Consider the following 18,365-nt stretch of genomic DNA (forward strand, 5'->3'; position numbering starts at 1 on the left):
CAAATCAGGCCGACAACGAAGGGAGGAAGCCAAAATCTTGACCACGGCGTAACCGCCGTTCCATACACAAAAGGCGGGTCAATTCTCGGTGGAAATACCGGGTCAGTTCTCAGTGAAAATCAACAACTGCCTGTTTCAGAGCCGCTTGTGCCTGTTGCAACTGTGCCGAGGCGACGGCGAGTTCGCTGTCGGCCAGTTTCATCTGTGCCTCGATTTCCGCTACCCGCTGTCTTGCCGTGGCCAACGCCGCTTCCTGCGTACGGCTGTCGAGTTTCAGAAGCGGCTGACCGGCCTTCACTTCGCTTTCGAGTTCGTTGGCCACATAGACTTCCTCCACGCGCCCAATGGCCTCAGTCAGAATCGGCACTGTCCTGAAAGTTGACGCAGCGCTTACGGCCGTTGGGTGGAAATAGAAGATCAGCGTTATCAAGGAAACAGTCAGCATAAGGCAGGTGACGATGCCGTATCGCAGTTCGTACCAAACCGAATAGAGGGTTATCTCCCGGCCGATCCTTTTCCCCTGGACAAATCGCCTGAACAGAAAGTCCGGCAGGATCGTCAGCATTGAACAGAACAACAGCTCAAACATCGATCACTCCTTGTTCGTCGGCCGTTCAGGCTCGGCGATCTCGTTCAATGCCACCACGAGTTCTTCATCAGGCGTGGGATTGTGCCCGTCAGAGGAGCGAGGGTCAGCCGCGGGCTGCGCCTGGTCAGGAGTGTCGCCACCAGATGGCGAGCGGTCAGCAAGTGCCGGCCCGTCACGGCCAGCGGTCACAGGGCCGACCATGCGGCCAAGCGACTCGGCGATTGAGGCGAGCGGTGTCAAAAAATCCGGCAGTTTGACAAACGCCAGAAGCAGTGCCGCCACCCAGAACCAATTGTTGTGTGTGAAAAGCGCCAGCAACCCAAGAACCGCGACAACCTCGAACTGCATGCGGTCATGCTTGTGCGCCAAGCGCTCGGGAAGTGAATGCAGGTAGAGATAGAACACGCCGACCATGATCACACCGGCGACAAGCAATACCGTCATGACGGTCATAAGCGGATCGGTTCCGTCCGCCGACGGTATGAAAAAGGGAACGTGATGAGGGGCAAGCTCGTTCATGCCCGCAGGCGCCGCACCAGCCATGACTTCTCCCCGATCAAGGCAAGCGCCGCATCCCGGCAGGCGCGCCCCAACAGTCTAAATTCGATCAACTAATCCGCAATCGCCCAACCATATCCGAATATCTGGCGCTGGAACAATGGATCTTTTTCGCTGGCTCCCGCTACGGCCGTGCGCGTCTATCCGAACACGATTCGACAGACACGATGGGGGCTTTGCGGAAATGCAAAAGGGCCGCAGTGAATGGCCCTTGCGTACTCACGCAACGTCGCCCTGTTACTTCGGCGCCATGCGGATCGCGCCGTCAAGACGGATGGTCTCGCCGTTCAGCATGTCGATCTCGGAGATCGACTTGACCAGCGCCGCGTATTCGGCCGCCTTGCCGAGGCGCGAGGGAAATGGCACCTGCTGGCCGAGCGAGTCCGGCACTTCCTGCGAGAGGCCGAACAGCATCGGCGTCTCGAACGTCCCCGGCGCGATCGTCATGACGCGGATGCCCGATTTCGACAGGTCGCGCGCCACCGGCAGGGTCATGCCGACCACGCCGGCTTTCGAAGCCGCATAGCCCTGCGGCTTCACCGCAGGCAGCTGCGCGAAAACGTCGGCCGCGAGTTCGAGACGGTCCTGCACCTGCGCGGTGGTCCAGTCAGACATGGCTCACCTCCCGGACCGCAGGCGGCTTTCCGTAGAGCTTCTCCCCCAGCTGACGGACCAGCGCGCGCTCTGGCCAGGTCAGGCGGTGATCGTGGACGGAGACGGCGAGCAGACCCTCGTCATGCCAGCCATCGCGCTTCACCTGGTCCGGGTCCCGGCGCGTGCGGCCGGAGCCTTTCGGGTACCACCTCAAGCGTGTGCGATACTCTGGGTGTGAAGAGCTGCGACCAGTTTGCCTTTGGTCGTTCCCTCGATTTCAGGACAAACTGAAAAAGACCGTAAATGCGTGAGCTAACCGTCGTCGGCTTCAGCTAAACCTGACTCTTCCGATACCGCCACTCCGGCGGCGCCTCGCGCCCGCCCTCGTCGCGCCTTCGGTACCGCTCCCAGCCGTTCGCCTTGAGGTAGGGCCAGTGCTCAGCCCCTCCCGCATAACCCTCGAAAACAAAGGAAAAATCCGGCTGCAGCCGGATCGTGAGAACTCTTTCTCTGAGGCAAGTGGCGGAGCAAATGGGACTGAGACCGAACGTTCTCCATATGTTAAGCTATGAGAATTACATAATTTAAACTGGTCGCCGCAAACCGGCGCTACCGGGGCACATCAGACAAGCGCGATGTCCGCTCCGCCTCTTTACGCCAGGAGCGGATCGTTTTCAGCCGAAGCATTCTCCACTCTGACCAGTACCTCCATTGAAAGCAGATCGACGTTCGAACCAAGGAACGTGCCTGCCACCGGCGTGACCTGCGCAATGTTCCGGGCCACGGCGAGCGGTATCAAGTTTCCTGAGCCGACGCTCCGGTTCGTTGGATCGAAGGCAATCCAACCAGCACCGGGGATGAATATCTCGACCCAGGCATGTGTAGACCCTGAACCAGCCGAACCTGCGAGGCTTGTTTCGGGATTGGACAGATAGCCTGAAACGATGCGGGCTCCCAGGCGAAGATGGCGGGCGGCCTCTGCAAGCAGGACTGCGAAATCGCGGCAAGAGCCACATCCCCGGTCGAGCGTCTCGATTGGCGACTGGGTGCCTTCGTCGTCGCGGCTCTGGTAGGAAATCTGTGTGAAAACGCCATTGCTGATGTCCTTCAGCAGAGACAGAGTATCTGTCGGGCGCGCCATGACAAAGCGCTCGACCCATTGGGAAAAGCGGCCATCGACATCACTGTATTGCGGTACCGTCAATGCCCCTAGATCCAACCATTCGTCAATGTCATAGACAAAAGGGAAGCGGGCGGCCGAGGCAGCGATAGCAAAGACCGGCCAAGCTGGCGCGGTCAGTTCCACGCTGGCGCGGCTCTCGATCATCAAATGATCTGTCGGACCGTCAAACACGACGGTGGCGATCGCGTTGCCAGCCACATCATGAGCCCAGGTTACGGTCGCCGTCGGCGTGATGGAAAGTTCGTGCGAAAAAAGCCGTAATTCCCGCGTTTCGCGCGGGCGCAGCATCAACCTGTGCGCCCCCAGAGCGACCGCATGACGGTACCGGTAGCTTGTAGTGTGAAAGATGTCGAGACAGGCCAAATGCGATCCAGTATGGTTCGAGGTGGAGGGCACGCACGTCGATGCGGATCCTCGGCAGCGAGATGTGCTCGGGCGGACAGGAACGGCGTTTCACAATCGGCTGCGGCCTTGCAGCGCCCACACAAGCCTCAGACCTACCAGATCAGGGCGCCCGACCCTCGGCCGACCAACGGTCCTCGGCGACCAACCGACAGAAAAGGTTCTCGACAGTCTGTCCCATGGGATGGGCGTTTCTGCCATAGCCGGGAAACTCGGCATCACCCAACTGTGGATCTTGCGGGTCCGGGACGAAGTTTCAATGAAACCCCAGACTTACTTGCACTCGATCGAGTTCATGCGACCCAACTGAAGACTCAGGTCTTGGTTATGCCCCATGATTACACTTCCCTTGTTTTCCAGCTAAATGACCTGCGGAAAGCGTTGCGAGCCACAATAACGCAAACAGGCCGAACGTCGCAGAAATTGTGGAACCCGCAAGGATTCCGAGCTTTGCCGCACCCAGCGTGGTCGGATCAAAAGCCAGGCTGGCAACAAATAGTGACATGGTAAAGCCAATGCCGGCGAGAAAGGCGCCGGCCGTCAAGAACGGCCACGACAGATCTGGGGGCTTAACCGCCAGGCCTGATCGGACGGCCAACCAGCTGAAACCGAGAACGCCGAGAGGCTTACCGAGCACGAGCCCGGCAACAATGGCGATGGGGATTTTTTGGCCAAAATCGCCCAACTCGATCGCGACGCCTGCATTTGCAAGTGCGAACACCGGCATCACCACAAATCCCACCCAGGGATGCAGCGTCATTTCGAGCCGCTCGACCGGAGAAAGAGACTCTGAAACCGCCCGGCCGGCCTCACGGAGATCACGGCGGTCCGGGGTGTCACCGCTCCAGTGCTCGCCTCCCGGATAGGCAAGCACCCGCCCAAGGATTCCACGCAGACGTGTATCGCTCACCCAGACTTGGGTTGGTGTCATCAGTCCGAGAACAACCCCGGCAATAGTCGCATGAATGCCAGATGCGTCGATGCACAACCAGACGGCGCCGCCAATCAAAAAATACATTGGAATGCTCCGCACTCCAAGCCGTGCAAATCCAGCGACCAATCCAAGACCGAGAATTGCAAGCCCGATGACGACCCAGTTCAACGGCTCACCGTAAAAAACAGCCACCACCAGTATCGCCCCCACATCGTCGAAAATCGCCAGCGATAACAAGAACAACCGAAGCGCGGTCGGAATGCGCTTTCCGAAGAGCGCAAGGCACCCGATCGCCAATGCCGTGTCGGTCGCCATGACCGTTCCCCATCCCTGAGCGCCCGGCTGTCCTGCGATCAACGCCAAATAGATTGCGACTGGAACGATCATTCCCCCGAGAGCTGCAGCCAGCGGCAAGGCCGCTTGTTTCGGTTTTCTCAATTCTCCCAGGACAAGTTCCCGTTTGAGTTCGAGTGATATCACGAAGAAAAAGAACGTCATCAATCCGTCGTTGATCCAGTGCCGCAACGAGCGGGTGAAATCCAACGATCCGAAATTCAGACCGACCGGTGTCTCCCAGAATTCGAGGAAGGTGGACGCCCAATTTGAATTGGCCAAAAAAAGCGCTACCAAAACAGCCATGAGCAACAGTCCACCGGCCGCGGATTCGATCTTGAGAAATCTTGCGACGGGTTTCGTGAACCTGTCGGCGATTTCGCGTGGCAGTTTCGTGTTGTTCTTGACAGTCATGACAATTGCGATACCCATGTGCCGTGAAGCGCACTAGCGCCTTATTGAAGTGGCAGAACCAAATCGCTTTCGGCACGGTTCGATCTCAGGGCGCGCGTCTCACCGAGTTGCCACCGGAGATAATCCGGTTGATCAGATCCGAAACGGCCCGGTGCGTTTCCATATCCGTTTCAGAACCTGAGGCATTCTCATGGGTTGCGGCAGCGTCTCGCAACACACCTAAGATCTCGTGCTCGGGCAGAATTTTGCGGTCGTTCATTGCAAGCAAGAGGGCTTCACAGATCGAAAGTGCTGCCATTCCTGCATAGTCCCGTTGGTCAGGCATTTGAGCAGTCCTTTCAAGAATGAGGGCCCATGCTTCGGTGCGACCCCGAGAAACTTCTGCATGATGACAGAAACCCGGTATGCTGAACTGATCGAAAGCAGTGCCAACCCAGACGTCTCGCGAAGCGGATCACACACTGGGGAGAACCGCCATTGACCGCTGTCGAACAAAGTCCGCTGGTGCTCAAGCTGTCCAATTTCGTCGTCTTGACGGACACTGAGCTCAACGTACTTCATCATTTGCACCGGCGCGGGCGTTCCTTCGTTGCCGGGCGCGATCTTGTGCAGCAGGGGCAGTCGGAACAGGCAGCCTATATACTGGCCAAAGGTTGGGTTTGCTCCTACAAGATCCAGCCGGACGGATCACGGCAGATCATTGATTTTCAGATCCCGGGCGACTTTCTGGGCTTACGCAGCGTTCTGTTGCGCACATCGGACCACAGTTTTGAGCCAATCACCGATATTCAGGCAGCCGAGGTACCGGCGGGTGACCTGCTCGCCGCCTTTGCCCAAACTGCGCGGCTCGCAACTGCCGTCCTGTGGGCCGCGTCACGGGATGAGGCGATGGTCGTCGAACACCTCGTCAATCTGGGGCGCCGCGATGCAGACGTCCGTGTGGCCCATTTTCTGCTCGAACTTGGCGCGCGACTTGCACTGGTCGGCATGGGCAGCAAAACGGGCTATGATTGTCCACTGACCCAGTACCACCTCGCCGATGCACTGGGACTGAGCGCGGTGCATGTCAATCGCGTTTTGCGGCAACTGCGTGAGAATGGGCTGGTGACGTTTCGAAATGGCAAGGTGATGTTCGACGATCGAGACCGGCTGGTTCAATTCGCAGAATTCGATCCCGAATATCTCGATCAGACCGGCCCTTTGCTGACATAGGCCGCGCGCCTGCGCCGACCCAGCGAAGGCCAGGTCATGCTTCACCCGAATGTGCCGGAAACAAAATGCGTCGGAAACGGAGGACAATTCCGCTCTTGGGCGGATCGATTGTTCTGGACCCCCGACGGTCATTCCTCCGGCCTCACTCGACCAAAGCAGCTTGCATGCAGCGCTTTCGGCTGCAGGCCAATGCAAAAGACGCCAAGGACTAACCTCGATCAGGATACTGCCTGAAAGCGGCCTGTAGGATCCGTCGAACAATCAGGGTTCGAACATTTCTATTCGCTGTCTCAAGGTGCTTCGACACCCCCGATTGGCTCAAGCGCAGGTTTCAGTGTCAGGTTCTCCCCGTGCCGAGGCAGCGGGTTCGGCTTCGCCAGTGCTTGGTCCGTTTCGAATTCCACATCCGCCTGTCGAAGCGAGTGATCGTGGACTTTGAACGATCCACGTTCCAACAGGCAAAGGAGCAGCACGGCCATGGAAACAAGAGCGAAAGACATCGACTCCAAAACGGATTCAACCGACCTCGAAAGGCGGGTTCTGACGCAAGACCGAATTCTGCAACCGCTGATCTCTTATATGTCCTGTTCCGAGCCACGGTTTGTGGAGCATCTCAAGATGCGTTTTGCCGACACCATGTCCATGGCACGGCGGGAACAAGACTACCGAGACGATGACGAGTACGCCGAGGAATTCATCAGGCCGGGTTTCAACCTTGGGCAATTCGACGGTCCGGGAAAACCGGAGAGTTCAACATCCAAAACGACCATGGACCGTTCGCCGGAAAACGATGTCCACGAGAAAGCGCATCTCCCTTTTGCCAAAGGTGAAACGGATCGCGTACGGGTCCGGGAAAGAAACGGAATTTGGGAGATCCGGGTGGACCGCGCCTTTTTCGGAGACCACAACAAACCCGAACATGCTTGGGCGGCAGCCGCTTTGGCCACGCATTCGATCAGATGAGGAAAAACCCTCCATCGGATGTCAGTGTGAGACAGTCAAAGCGGGCAACACAAGGAGATATCCGGATCAGTCTGGGTTGCCGACTTGAGTTTGAGTTTCCCAAATCCACCCCGCTGGTTGCTATGCTGAATGTCGATGGTACACGGTATCAGGACATAGAACTGCTGGATTATTTGACGACGTCTCCCTGCGTACAGATCCAGAGTTACCAGGATATCTTCGGAAATTGGTGTTCCAGGTTGATGGCACCGCCCGGCACTTTCACATTGGCGACGCGCGGCGTATTTTTGGACAGTGGAAAGAAGGATCCGGTTTTTCCAGCCGCCTATCAGCACGCTGTTGAAGATCTCCCGTCCGACACGTTCGTGTTCTTATTGGGAAGCCGGTATTGCGATACGGATCTCCTGTCGGAAGAAGCCTGGCGGCTGTTTGGAAATTCAAAGACTGGCTGGGCCAGGGTACAGGCCATTTGTGACTATGTGCATCAGCATGTGGTCTTCGGATATGAGCACGCTCAGTCGACCCGTACGGCGTCCCAGACGCTGGCTGAAGGGCATGGTGTTTGCCGTGACTTCACCCACCTTGCGATCAGCTTCTGCCGCTGCATGAACATCCCGGCCCGGTATTGCACCGGATATCTGAGTGATATCGGCGAGCCGGAACCGCATCCCCCAGGTGATTTTGCAGCCTGGATGGAAGTCTTTCTGGCCAACCGATGGTGGGTCTTCGACCCGCGCAACAACCAGCGCCGTATCGCACGGTTTCTGATAGGCCGCGGACGCGATGCAGCCGATGTTCCATTGATTCAGACATTTGGTGACCACTCTTTAACAAAATTCACGGTCTGGACCAATATTTCCAAATGAGACTAACCTCGATCAGCACACAGGCCTCTATAATTTCCTATATTTCACCAAACACTCACTTCTCTAATTTGCTTTATATTCGAATAAGAGAATGACTAGTTTTTAGATGACTTCATAATAAAAGGGGGTGGACACGACAATGAGCGCCCGTTCTACAAGATCTACGGTAAAATTCTTCCACCCGTTTTCACTTAACGGGCAATCGGAAGTCCTGCCTGCCGGAGACTACGAAATTATTGTCGAAGAAGAACTTCTCGAGAGCATGAGTTTCCTCGCCTACCGGAAGACGGCAACCTACTTGATCGTCACCGGCCATGGCCGGACTGAAATGCGCGAGATTTCCGGAGACGATCTGGAGGCCGTGCTCTCCCGCGATCGCTCCTCACAGAACCCTTGACAAAAAGCGGGGCGGCACTCTGGCCGCGGGAAGAACGAATATGAACGCGCCTGGCTTGCTGAAAACTGCTGTGCCTGGCGCTGTGCCCGGCACAGATTGTGTTGGCATGGTGCGCTACCACTCGGGCAGCAGAGTATCGGGCATCAGGCTAGAGGCAACACCATGATTTCAGAAATCTCGGGCCCGGACACTTCAGGGCCATGGGGAACTGGCCCCCAAAACCGGTCAGCAGACATGGATGTCCTTTGGCAAAAGGGACGGCAGCAGTTTGGCGGATTGTTTCCAGGTGGGCCGCCTTCGGTCCGGGGACTACTTATCGCCGCCACCGTTGCGGTGGCTGGAATAGGGATCTGGTCGTCCTATTACACCGTGCCGAGCGATTCCGTTGCCGTGATCCAGCGATTTGGCAAGTATGTCGCAGACGTGCCGCCGGGCCTGCATTTCAAATTTCCCATGGGCATCGACACAGCGACAATCGTGCCCGTGAAGCGGCAACTGAAACAGGAATTCGGATTCACCACACCAGGTGGCAATGATCCCTATCAGAGTCCGACGGACGGACGGCGTGAAACCGAAATGGTGACGGGCGACCTGAACGCAGCCCTTGTCGAATGGGTGGTTCAGTATCGCATTTCCGATCCGGTAAAATTCCTGTTCGAAGTCCGCGAACCGGCCGCGACGCTGAGATATGTTTCTGAATCCGTCATGCGCGAAGTCGTCGGCGACCGTACTGTTGATGAAGTCATCACCATCGGCCGGCAGGAAATCGAGAGCGAAGCGCTTTTTAAAATGCAAGCTTTGGCTACGAAGTATGCCATGGGCATAAGCATCGATCAGGTGCAGCTAAAAAACATCAATCCGCCCGAGCCTGTTCAGTCCTCTTTCAATGAGGTCAATCAGGCCCAGCAGGAAAAGGAGCGCCTGATCAACGAGGCCCGCAGGGAATACAACAAGGTTATCCCCCTGGCAGAAGGTGAAAAGGACCAACGTATCCGTGAAGCAGACGGTTATCGCCTGAAACGGATCAACGAGGCGGAAGGCGATGCCGCGCGCTTTAGCGCTCTGCTGAGTGAATATCTGAAAGCACCGGATGTAACCCGGCGTCGGATCTACATCGAAACGCTGCAAGATGTGATGCCCGGTATCGAATCGAAAATCATCGTTGATGGAACCACAGGCAGCATCCTTCCGCTTCTCAATCTCGACCGGCAAAGGGAAAACCAGCCATGAAGATCGTACGGGTACTTCTTGCTGGGATTGCCGGAGCAACCGTTCTAGCGGCCTCAACCGCCGTGTACACAGTTAGCGAGACTGAACAGGCGATCATCACCCAGTTCGGCAAGCCGGTAGGCGAGCCCGTGACCACGTCCGGCCTCAAACTGAAACTGCCCTTCATCCAGGACGTCAACCGGATCGACCGCCGGGTTCTGGAGTGGGATGGCAATCCCTCCGACATGCCCACCAAGGACAAGCTCTATATTTCCGTCGATCTGTTTGCGCGGTGGAAGATCACGGATCCCTTACAGTACTTTCTCCGGCTTCGTGACGAACGCAGCGCCCAATCCCGGCTCGATGACATTTTGGGCAGCGAAACACGCAATGCCGTTGCAAAGCACGAACTGATCGAGATCATCCGGACGACCAAAGGGCGCACCCCCTTGCGGGATACACTTCTCACAGATGACGAACTGGCGCAGGATATCGGCGCCCTTGTCCCGATTCAGAAAGGCAGGGCGCTGGTTGAAAAAGAGATTTTCGACGCAGCAGCCGAGAAAGTCCGCGTCTTTGGAATTGCGCTGCTTGATATCCGGTTCAAGCGGATAAACTACAATGAGAGCGTCCGGCCGAAGATCTACGACCGGATGGTCTCCGAGCGGCGGCAAATTGCCGAACGGTTTCTTTCCGAGGGAAATGGTGAGGCCGCCCGCATTCGCGGCAACCGAGTGCGCGATCTGAACAAGATCCAATCAGAAGCCTATCGCGAAGTTGAAGAAATTCGCGGCGTGGCCGATGCCACTGCGGCCGATATCTATGCCCAAGCCTACAACAAGACCGTGCAGTCCGCAGATTTCTATGAGTTTACCCGAACCATGCAGGCTTACAAGGATATGATCTCCACCGGAACGACCCTCGTCTTGTCGACGGACAGTGATCTTTTTAAGTTCCTGAAGGGTATGCAGGTTGGCATGGGGAAACAGGACCGCAGCCGGCCGGACAGCGGCGGCGGAATGGTTCGTGACCTTACAACAACCAGTCAGCAATGAAAAAGCAGGTCCCAGCAGATCGCGCGGAGTTTCAAAAGCCGCAAAAATCCGGGGCTGTTCCCTTGGCGACGTCTTCCCCGGAAGCCGAAATTGTCATGAGAAGTGCCCTGGAAAAATGGGGTGACGAGGGCGGAGCGCCCGCGCAGGATTCCATGCATAGCGAATATGGAAAGCGGATCGAGACCGATGGGACCTGGACGATCTACCACGTCTTTTCAGGAGGACCAGCAACAATCGGCGGCGATCTGATGCAGGGAATGACTTTGAAAGACACACTGGACCAGATGCAAAGAGCAAAGTTCCGCAATTGCGAACGCAGAGCAGCGCATGCAGGTGTCTTGAAGGCTCGGTTCCTGCCTACTTGGTTGGTGCGGCTCAGGAGCTGCTTCTGACGCGCTGTTCTTCAGTCCGCGGGGCATGGGAGTTTGGCCTTGCCGACCCTCCAAGAAATATTGCCAGTTTTTTGGCGTTTTTCAGGAGCTTTGATCCCCGCCGGCGGCGGACCGACCCCTCTGGCCATCAGCGCGCGAATACAAGCAACAGTGTTTGTCCGGAAATGATACAATTCAAGCCTTCCATGGGATGGAGGCTTCGCAGCCTCGCAAAGATCCCACTGGCCCAAACTGATGCGTGTCGGTCCGGCGACAAAAGAAACGAAATTGCCTTGTCTTGCAAGTTGAACTAGCCCGCCACGGGCTCAACGCTTGTCGGGCCGCGTCCTGTCGGTGATGTCATGAACCGTGCCGCGAATCCGGCGGCCGTGCCCTTCAGTCGCTGTCACCGCTTCGACGCACGCATGGATGACCTTGACAGTGTCATTGGGCAAACGGATCGAAAACTCCGTGTCACAGGGTGCGCCTGTGTTCAACGCCGTCTCGGCGATCGCACGCAGTCGGTTGCGATCATCCGGCTCGATTACGGCCAGGATAGACGCCATGTCACCGGCGGTTTGATCCCATCGGAGACCGAAGATCCGGCGGAGTTCGGGCGAAAACAGCGCGGTATCCGTCTCCAGATCGTAACTCCAGCTTCCCAGCCGCGCGAGCCGCTGGGCTGCCTGCAGTCCGGCCTCACTTGCGACAAGGTTTTCCCGGGAGCGGATCGGGTCGGTAATCTTGGCGTATGTAATCACCGTCCCGGCGATCTTGTTGTCATGGGTTCGGTATGGCAGCACCCGGCGCCAATACCACTCAGCCTGACCAATCCCATTAGCCACGGCTCTGACTTCCCGTTCCATCGGTGCCAGCTTGTCCATAACCCGGCCGATATCGACAACCAACCCCGGATCGTCGACATTGACTGAAATATCGGTCAAAGGCCGACCGATATCCGATGAAATAACATTGAACAATTGCTGTGTCGCCGGAGTGAAGCGTTTGATACACAAGTCGAGATCCAGGAAGATTGTTGCCATGTCGGTACTGGCCAAAAGGTTGGCAAAGTCGTTGTTGGTGGCCTCAAGCTCATTCAATTTTTCTTGAAGCTGCACGTTGACCGTGCTGAGCTCTTCATTAACCGATTGCAATTCTTCCTTAGAGGTTTCCAGTTCCTCGTTTGTGGATTGAAGTTCTTCGTTCATGGACATGACCTCCTCATTGGAGGCCTTCAGTTCCTCGTTCGACGTTTCCAGCTCCTCAATCGTACTCTGGAGGTCCTCACGCGTGGCTTTCAGCTCATATTCGAGCTGCTGTACCACGCCATCCTCGTCCATCGGTTCGCCTTCGAACAGCGGCACCGCAGGGACCACGCCGGGGATATCCTCGAATGTAATCACTAGGCTGCCTTCAGCGTTGCTTCGCAAAGGAATGGCGGTGATCTTCAATCGTTTTCCGGGAGCAGCATCCGGCCTCAGGCGGACCCCGGCGGAGGCCGCAATCGCGCCGGACTTGACGGCCTTGTTGACCAGGGCCCGGATATTGCCCCGCAGCGCCGGACCTGCCAGATCCAAAATGTTACGCGTCGGTTCACCGGCTGGCTGGCTTAAATAAGCATGTGTCCGCCCGTGAAAATACTGAACCGTCATATTCTGGTCGATGAGAACCGCTGCTGGAGCAAAAACATCGAGCAGTGTCCTTTGCACCAGATCCTCATGTGAAACTGACGTACTTTGCAGATCTTCGCCGTGCGAAAGCGCAGAACCGAAAACCCCATCGGCGGAGGAAACGGGGAAGGCAAGAAGGCTCGGCCCCGCGGCTCGTGTCTTCTTGTAAATGCGGACCTTTTTGCCAAGCTGCCGGAACAGGTCACCGTGACGGCCGACCGTCTCCGATGTTCCAAGGCACAGATATCCATCCTTGCGAAGGGCAAAGTTGAACAGCGGAATGATCTTCTTCTGGATCTGCGGCTCCAGATAGATCAAAAGGTTGCGGCAGGAAATCAGATCTATCCGGGAAAACGGCGGATCAACGATGAGGTTCTGCGCTGCGAAAACGACGTTTTCCCGCAACTCCTTGTTGACACGGTAAGTATGTCCGTCCCGTGTAAAGAACCGGTTCAGCCGTTCGGGCGTGACATCTGCTACGATGCCGTCCGGGTATATGCCGTTACGCCCGACTTCGAGGGCGTCCATGTCGACATCGGTTGCAAAAACCTGCAAGTTGGGTTTCTGTCCAGCCGCCCGGAAGCCCTCCATGAACAAGATGGCGATGGAATAGGCCTCTTCGCCGGTCGCGCAGCCCGGAATCCAGACCCGCAATGGGTGGTTGCCCGCCGCCCGGGCAACAAGCTCCGGCACGACTTTTTCAGCCAGTTCCCGCATGGTCTCCGGATCGCGGAAAAAACTGGTCACGCTGATCAACAAGTCCTTGAACAGAGCTTTGAGTTCGTCACCGTTTTCGCGCAAAATTCTGAGATACGCCGCCATATCCGAGATATTCAAAATGCCCATCCGGCGCTCGGTTCGGCGGACCAAAGTGGTCTTCTTGTAGTATGAAAAATCAAAATTCAGCCGCACCTTAAGCAAGGCCAGCACAGGGTCTATCTGCTTCGCAATAGATCTTTCCACGGGAAGTGTTGCTCGCATCGCGTCCAAGCCAGGCGATTCGGACCCGCCAAGAAGATAGTGCGCCATGTCTTCCGGTGGGCACACTTCATCCACCAGCCCGGTCGCGATCGCGCTTTTCGGCATGCCGTCATAGCCGGCGGTCTCCGGATCCTGCACGATCGCCCGTCCCCCCTGTTGCTTGACCGCTTGAAGACCAAGAGTTCCATCGGTTCCGGTCCCCGACAAGACAATACAGATCGCGTCTTTGCCACGGTCCTCCGCCAGCGAGCGGAAGAATATGTCAATCGGCATCCGCTGACCTCTTGGTTCGGGTGGAGCAGCAAGATAAAGGGCCTGGCCGCGCAGCGTGACAAAGGCCTTGGGCGGTATCACGTAGACATGGTCGGGTTTCACCGGCATGCCATCGGTGATCTGCAGAACGGTCATGCCGGTCGTCCGCGACAAGAGCTCGACCATCATGCTCTCGTGATCCGGATCCAGGTGCTGGATCAGCACGAAGGCAAGCCCGCTGGTTGGCGGGACCGCGTGCAAAAGCCCCTTGAACGCTTCCAGGCCGCGCGCGGATGCGCCGACGCCGACGACCGGGCAAACAGGTGGGGCCGCGTTCAAAGAAGGGGCTGGTGTATCCGTATCCAAGGACATTTCCGCATGGGGAAGCTGGCGGTTTGCGTTCGGTTTGCGGGGCTTGCGCGCCACCTTGGACCGGGTCTTCTTTTGTCCAGCTCTGCCCTTGTTCGAGTTCTCATTCGTCATCGTGCCACACTAGAGCATCGGGCGTTTTGTTGGAAACGCCAAAAGATGCTCGGTCCCTTCAAAAGCGATCAGCTTTGCGCGTGAAGTCGCTTCCGATCGAACACTCGCCGATCTAGCCTTTGAACGCCACAAATCCACAAGGGATCGGAACGCACAACGGCTTTTTGCAGCCACTATTTTTGGTTTTTGTTTTGCGCGGTGATCAGCGAGATAAAGTCGGTCGGGTGCATCGGCCTATGGTAGTAGAAGCCTTGCCCATAGCTGCATCCATATTCTGCAAGACGCGTGGCCTGCTCCGGGGTTTCAACGCCTTCGCAGATAACCCGCAACCCTAGGCGATTCGATAAATCGATGATTGCCTGAAGGATGATTATGTCAGCGGCGTCCTTATCCATGTTTTGAAGGAAGGACCGGTCAATCTTGATCGTGGTGATCGGATACATCCGCATGTAGGCAAGCGAGGAGAAACCAGAGCCGAAGTCGTCAATGGCAATTCCAAACCCCAGTTTGCGGAGATCACTCAACGTCTCCAGAGCTGCGCTTTGGTTGTCCATCAGCACGCCCTCGGTCAGTTCCAGCGTCACGTTGTCCGGATTCACCCCATGTTGGCGGGCGAGCGCCGCAAGATGTACTGATGCGAAATCCCCCTGGATGTCGCGCCCGGACAAGTTGATGGTGATATCCGGCACCGAAATGCCTTGACGGCTCCAGTCCGAGAGGGTCCGGAACACCTTCTCGCACATCCATTTGCTGATTTCCGAGATCAAGCCCGTTTGCTCTGCAATGGGAATGAATTCATCGGGAGACACCGCCTCACCGTTATCGAGTTCCAGCCTCAACAGCGCTTCAGCACCCTGAACAAGGCCCGTCTTGAGATCGACGATCGGCTGGAACACAAGATCGAAGTCATTCTGCACAAGCGCGGCCCTGAGGCCGTTTTCCAACCGCATGCGCCGCCGCGCAGCCTGCATCAGATCCTCGGTATAGAATTGATACTGGTTTTTCCCGCGTACCTTCGCATGATACATGGCGATATCCGAATGCTTCAACAGGCTCTCACCGTCCGAGGCATCGCCGGGGTAAAGGCTGATCCCGACGGACATGGTTGTAAAAACCGTTTGACCGGCGAGTTCGAACGGCGGAGCCATGGCGAGCAGAATGCGCTTTGCCGCTTCGATCGCTGCCGCCTCGGCATCCGGGGGTTCAATCAGCAGCGTAAATTCGTCGCCGCCAAAGCGGGCAAGTGTGTGTTCTTCGCGCACGACACTGCGCAGACGGCCGGCAACGGCCTGGAGCAGACAATCTCCTGCATCGTGGCCCTGGGTGTCGTTGATGTTTTTGAAATTGTCCAGATCCATGAACAGAACTGCGATCGTGGCTGACGGGTTCGCCCCACTGTCTAATTCGCGGATCGTTTTGCCGATACGATCGGTAAAATGCGCCCGGTTTGCCAGATCGGTCAGTTCGTCATGGGTGGCGAAATACTCTATGCGGCGTTTTTCCGTCCGGACGCTCCTGATGTCGGACAGCATGTAGACCGTATTGGCAATCACCCCCCGGTCCGTTCTCACGGCAGTCACATTCAACCAGGTCAAATGATCCTCACCGTCCTTTTGCCGGCGCCAGATACGCCCCTGCCACCATCCGTCGGCTTCAAGACCGTGGCGGATGCGTCCGCGCAGATCGCTCGCCTGACGGTCGCTGTCGAGGATCGCGGTTGTCTTTCCGGTAATCTCGTCCAGTCCATAGCCGGTCATGTCTGTAAACGCCTCGTTGACGGTGAGGATTCGCCCTCTGGCATCGGTGATCGCAATGCCCTCGGCAGACCGGTTGAACAGCTTTTCGGCAAGGCGGGAACTTTCCTCCGCCTTCTTCCGGTCCGTAATGTCGATAAGGCTTGACAGGCACAAGCCAGTGCTCGTTGCGGGCTCCGTTACCGCGACACTGACGAGCTCAACATACCGTTCGCCTCTATCCATCGAAAAGACGCGGGTTTCCAGCGACGCGACCTCTCCGGTTTGAAAGGCCTGCCGAAGGTGTTCGCGAACAGCGGGATGGTCGTCCATATGGAACCGGGATAGAAAACTCCGCCCCTCCATGAGAGAGGGGCTGGAGTAGCCAAAAAGGCAAGCGGCAGCCTTGTTGGCACACCGCACCAGGTCGCCGGGATAGCCAATATGAACCATGGCGGTCGGCGACTGGTCGAACAGCGCACGCTGATAGGCGTAGAGCGCTTCCGCTTCCTGTTGTGAAGCTTGAAGTTCCGAGTTCTGAGCTGTGAGTTCCTCTTGATGGATTTGCAGATCCGCGAGGGTCTGATCAAAAATGTCCTTGAGCCGTGAGAAACGCGCATCCTCGTCAGCATATGCCCTGTAAATCCGCGTGATTTCTTCTATCTCTGCGCGGATTTCCTCAGCCCCTTTGGTGGTTGCCATAAGGTGTGGACCCCCTGACGATCAAACCATCAAATGCCCTCGTTCAAATGGGGCCCGGATTCTTCATGTTCTGATTTGACGTTATTGCAACTTTCGCGATTCACCTAACCCAAATATGGCGAAGAATGATGCTTTGGCGCACTGGCTGACGGCTTTCAGGCACTGCCCCCAAGCCCTGCCCCCAGCCCTTGCCCTTTGTGCTCACCGGAAAGGCGAAGGGACGGCCGGACGACCAAGAACCGCCAAGAGCCGTGATAGCGACCCGGAGCGCCATGAGCACAAATGCGGGGCCGGCGAGCGTGGCCAAGAGCCCGCCGATCACCGCTGCCCCCGTTTCCAGTCATCGAGCCGGGCATAGATCGTGACCGCGCCCCCCCCCCCGAGAGAGACGGCAATGACCCCCCAGCGGAGCGTGTCGAGATAAGGGACGAGCGGCAGGACCGCGGTCTGGGTCTCGGCCAGGACGCTCTGCGCGACCTCGACGCTAACCGCGCCTGGTGTCGCGATGCCAGCCAAGCCGATTTTACCGCCTCTTTCGGAGAGCGGCCGTATCGAGAACTAGTGACGCAGTGCGCAGCAAACCACTAGTTGGACCCGAGTCGCGTTGGCGGAGGGGATGGGGCCGGGATCCAACGTTCTCCAAAACAAAATGAATGTTTTCAATGCCTTATGGGAATTCCTGGCCCGCGATGCTGGCGAAGAAGAACAGCGTGGCGAGGGCCATGGCCCATATCACGCCGCCGACCACGATCATCGCTGCAACACCGACCGCGAAGCCCGCAAGGACCCAAACGCCGTCGCGTTCGATCATGCCGAGTGCGATGATCGAGATCGCCAGCGCCGGCAGGACGTTTCCCAAAGGGATGGGCAGGATCTGGATGACCGCCAGGGCGAGGCAGAAGGCACCGATCACCCGCTCTGCCGTATCTCCCTTCAGCCCGGGCATCCTCGGGCGCAACAGTCTCTCGACCCGTTACAGCCGGGGCAACGTCTGGTCGACCATGCGACCGAAGCCGTCGCTGGAAACGGATCGCTCGAGGACGACGTCAGGGAGCATCAAGGGACGACCGCCCATCAGTTGAAACGCGACGATGACCAGCGGTAGGCCAAGGATGCCCGAGCTCCCCGGCGGCGTCGGCAGGACGTTGGGCACGGCGAACAGAATCAGCAGGGCGCCCGAAGCGCGGTAGCGGAACGCCTCGACGAGCGCGCGCACAGAGGCACGGTCGCCGCGGGTCTGGTCCGAGACCTGGGCAAGCATCTCGGTCAGCCGCAGCGGGCTGCAGGCTTCAGCACTGTCGGCTGACCACCTCGTAGTCTGGTCGGTCATCGCGATCCCCGGGGAAAGAGTCCATGGCGGATGGGTCCGCACGGCGCTCTGTTCCCCCGGTTTACGGAGCCGCCAGGCGCCCCCATCCGCTGAAAGAAGAGCGCCGACAATTTTTCGAAGTGCGGGATGCGATC

17 protein-coding genes and 2 pseudogenes are annotated in these 18,365 nt (G+C 57.4%); 7 read left to right on the plus strand and 12 right to left on the minus strand.

The window, feature by feature from the left end; all coding sequences use genetic code 11:
• Nucleotides 1–109: 109 nt before the first annotated feature.
• The 7 genes and pseudogenes from F0184_RS18910 to F0184_RS18940 form a co-directional block, all read right to left on the minus strand.
• Nucleotides 110–589, minus strand: a complete 480-nt coding sequence (locus tag F0184_RS18910) for an HlyD family secretion protein (protein WP_188656282.1) — start codon at nt 587–589, stop codon at nt 110–112.
• A 3-nt stretch (nt 590–592) separates the two neighbouring features.
• A complete protein-coding gene (locus F0184_RS18915; protein ID WP_188656283.1) occupies nt 593–1,132 on the minus strand; it encodes a hypothetical protein in 540 nt (179 codons plus the stop codon).
• Nucleotides 1,133–1,384: 252 nt separating this feature from the next.
• Nucleotides 1,385–1,672 (minus strand): annotated as a pseudogene (locus F0184_RS18920) (SDR family oxidoreductase); the annotation flags it as partial.
• Nucleotides 1,673–1,754: 82 nt separating this feature from the next.
• The gene (locus tag F0184_RS18925; RefSeq protein ID WP_150497775.1) at nt 1,755–1,955 is read right to left on the minus strand and encodes a hypothetical protein; all 201 of its coding nucleotides are present in this window, start codon (nt 1,953–1,955) and stop codon (nt 1,755–1,757) included.
• 438 nt (nt 1,956–2,393) lie between these two features.
• The gene (locus F0184_RS18930) at nt 2,394–3,287 is read right to left on the minus strand and encodes a transglutaminase family protein (RefSeq protein ID WP_150497776.1); all 894 of its coding nucleotides are present in this window, start codon (nt 3,285–3,287) and stop codon (nt 2,394–2,396) included.
• Between the two features lie 364 nt (nt 3,288–3,651).
• On the minus strand, nt 3,652–5,007 hold the full coding sequence (gene nhaA / locus F0184_RS18935; RefSeq protein WP_150497777.1) for a Na+/H+ antiporter NhaA: 1,356 nt from the start codon (nt 5,005–5,007) through the stop codon (nt 3,652–3,654).
• Nucleotides 5,008–5,092: 85 nt separating this feature from the next.
• Nucleotides 5,093–5,332 (minus strand): hypothetical protein, encoded by a 240-nt coding sequence (locus F0184_RS18940; RefSeq protein WP_150497778.1) that lies wholly within the window; start codon nt 5,330–5,332, stop codon nt 5,093–5,095.
• Nucleotides 5,333–5,484: 152 nt separating this feature from the next.
• Between F0184_RS18940 and F0184_RS18945 the strand changes: the two genes are divergently transcribed.
• The gene (locus F0184_RS18945) at nt 5,485–6,219 is read left to right on the plus strand and encodes a Crp/Fnr family transcriptional regulator (protein WP_150497779.1); all 735 of its coding nucleotides are present in this window, start codon (nt 5,485–5,487) and stop codon (nt 6,217–6,219) included.
• A gap of 290 nt (nt 6,220–6,509) precedes the next feature.
• Here F0184_RS18945 and F0184_RS18950 read toward each other — a convergent pair whose 3' ends face one another.
• Nucleotides 6,510–6,719, minus strand: a complete 210-nt coding sequence (locus tag F0184_RS18950; protein ID WP_150497780.1) for a hypothetical protein — start codon at nt 6,717–6,719, stop codon at nt 6,510–6,512.
• Between the two features lie 118 nt (nt 6,720–6,837).
• Here F0184_RS18950 and F0184_RS18955 point away from each other — a divergent pair, with 118 nt between their 5' ends.
• From F0184_RS18955 to F0184_RS18980, 6 genes are all read left to right on the plus strand, one after another.
• Nucleotides 6,838–7,182: a hypothetical protein gene (locus F0184_RS18955; protein WP_150497781.1), complete on the plus strand. Its 345-nt coding sequence runs from the start codon at nt 6,838–6,840 to the stop codon at nt 7,180–7,182.
• A 59-nt stretch (nt 7,183–7,241) separates the two neighbouring features.
• Nucleotides 7,242–8,048, plus strand: coding sequence for a transglutaminase-like domain-containing protein (locus F0184_RS18960; protein ID WP_208998570.1), 807 nt, complete (start codon nt 7,242–7,244; stop codon nt 8,046–8,048).
• Between the two features lie 139 nt (nt 8,049–8,187).
• On the plus strand, nt 8,188–8,445 hold the full coding sequence (locus F0184_RS18965; RefSeq protein ID WP_208998565.1) for a hypothetical protein: 258 nt from the start codon (nt 8,188–8,190) through the stop codon (nt 8,443–8,445).
• 162 nt (nt 8,446–8,607) lie between these two features.
• The gene (gene hflK / locus F0184_RS18970) at nt 8,608–9,675 is read left to right on the plus strand and encodes an FtsH protease activity modulator HflK (protein ID WP_150497782.1); all 1,068 of its coding nucleotides are present in this window, start codon (nt 8,608–8,610) and stop codon (nt 9,673–9,675) included.
• Nucleotides 9,672–10,709: a protease modulator HflC gene (gene hflC / locus F0184_RS18975; protein ID WP_150497783.1), complete on the plus strand. Its 1,038-nt coding sequence runs from the start codon at nt 9,672–9,674 to the stop codon at nt 10,707–10,709. The genes hflK and hflC overlap by 4 nt, the downstream gene beginning before the upstream one ends.
• A 95-nt stretch (nt 10,710–10,804) precedes the next feature.
• Nucleotides 10,805–11,101 carry a hypothetical protein gene (locus tag F0184_RS18980; protein ID WP_150497784.1) on the plus strand — a complete coding sequence of 99 codons (297 nt, stop codon included), beginning with the start codon at nt 10,805–10,807 and terminating at the stop codon, nt 11,099–11,101.
• Between the two features lie 305 nt (nt 11,102–11,406).
• On the opposite strand, the gene F0184_RS18985 is transcribed toward F0184_RS18980, so the two are convergent.
• The 4 genes and pseudogenes from F0184_RS18985 to F0184_RS20950 all read right to left on the minus strand — a co-directional run bounded on the left by F0184_RS18985 (nt 11,407) and on the right by F0184_RS20950 (nt 18,231).
• A complete protein-coding gene (locus F0184_RS18985; protein WP_150497785.1) occupies nt 11,407–14,466 on the minus strand; it encodes a chemotaxis protein CheB in 3,060 nt (1,019 codons plus the stop codon).
• Between the two features lie 173 nt (nt 14,467–14,639).
• Complete coding sequence (locus F0184_RS18990; protein WP_150497786.1) at nt 14,640–16,901, minus strand: EAL domain-containing protein; 2,262 nt, start codon at nt 16,899–16,901, stop codon at nt 14,640–14,642.
• Nucleotides 16,902–17,219: 318 nt separating this feature from the next.
• Nucleotides 17,220–17,417, minus strand: coding sequence for a hypothetical protein (locus F0184_RS18995; RefSeq protein ID WP_208998566.1), 198 nt, complete (start codon nt 17,415–17,417; stop codon nt 17,220–17,222).
• Nucleotides 17,418–17,568: 151 nt separating this feature from the next.
• Nucleotides 17,569–18,231 (minus strand): annotated as a pseudogene (locus F0184_RS20950) (exopolysaccharide biosynthesis protein).
• Nucleotides 18,232–18,365: the final 134 nt, after the last annotated feature.

The sequence above is a fragment of the Roseibium aquae genome, from assembly GCF_008711285.1.
In the GTDB taxonomy this organism is placed as follows: domain Bacteria; phylum Pseudomonadota; class Alphaproteobacteria; order Rhizobiales; family Stappiaceae; genus Roseibium; species Roseibium aquae.

What these genes read in the sequence shown, in the direction of transcription:
- F0184_RS18910 (WP_188656282.1), bottom strand. Translation starts at nt 589, where the DNA reads ATGTTTGAGCTGTTGTTCTGTTCAATGCTGACGATCCTGCCGGACTTT.
- F0184_RS18915 (WP_188656283.1), bottom strand. Translation starts at nt 1,132, where the DNA reads ATGGCTGGTGCGGCGCCTGCGGGCATGAACGAGCTTGCCCCTCATCAC.
- nhaA (WP_150497777.1), bottom strand. Translation starts at nt 5,007, where the DNA reads ATGACTGTCAAGAACAACACGAAACTGCCACGCGAAATCGCCGACAGG.
- F0184_RS18940 (WP_150497778.1), bottom strand. Translation starts at nt 5,332, where the DNA reads ATGCCTGACCAACGGGACTATGCAGGAATGGCAGCACTTTCGATCTGT.
- F0184_RS18950 (WP_150497780.1), bottom strand. Translation starts at nt 6,719, where the DNA reads ATGTCTTTCGCTCTTGTTTCCATGGCCGTGCTGCTCCTTTGCCTGTTG.
- F0184_RS18955 (WP_150497781.1), top strand. Translation starts at nt 6,838, where the DNA reads ATGCGTTTTGCCGACACCATGTCCATGGCACGGCGGGAACAAGACTAC.
- F0184_RS18965 (WP_208998565.1), top strand. Translation starts at nt 8,188, where the DNA reads ATGAGCGCCCGTTCTACAAGATCTACGGTAAAATTCTTCCACCCGTTT.
- hflK (WP_150497782.1), top strand. Translation starts at nt 8,608, where the DNA reads ATGATTTCAGAAATCTCGGGCCCGGACACTTCAGGGCCATGGGGAACT.
- hflC (WP_150497783.1), top strand. Translation starts at nt 9,672, where the DNA reads ATGAAGATCGTACGGGTACTTCTTGCTGGGATTGCCGGAGCAACCGTT.
- F0184_RS18980 (WP_150497784.1), top strand. Translation starts at nt 10,805, where the DNA reads ATGAGAAGTGCCCTGGAAAAATGGGGTGACGAGGGCGGAGCGCCCGCG.
- F0184_RS18985 (WP_150497785.1), bottom strand. Translation starts at nt 14,466, where the DNA reads ATGACGAATGAGAACTCGAACAAGGGCAGAGCTGGACAAAAGAAGACC.
- F0184_RS18990 (WP_150497786.1), bottom strand. Translation starts at nt 16,901, where the DNA reads ATGGCAACCACCAAAGGGGCTGAGGAAATCCGCGCAGAGATAGAAGAA.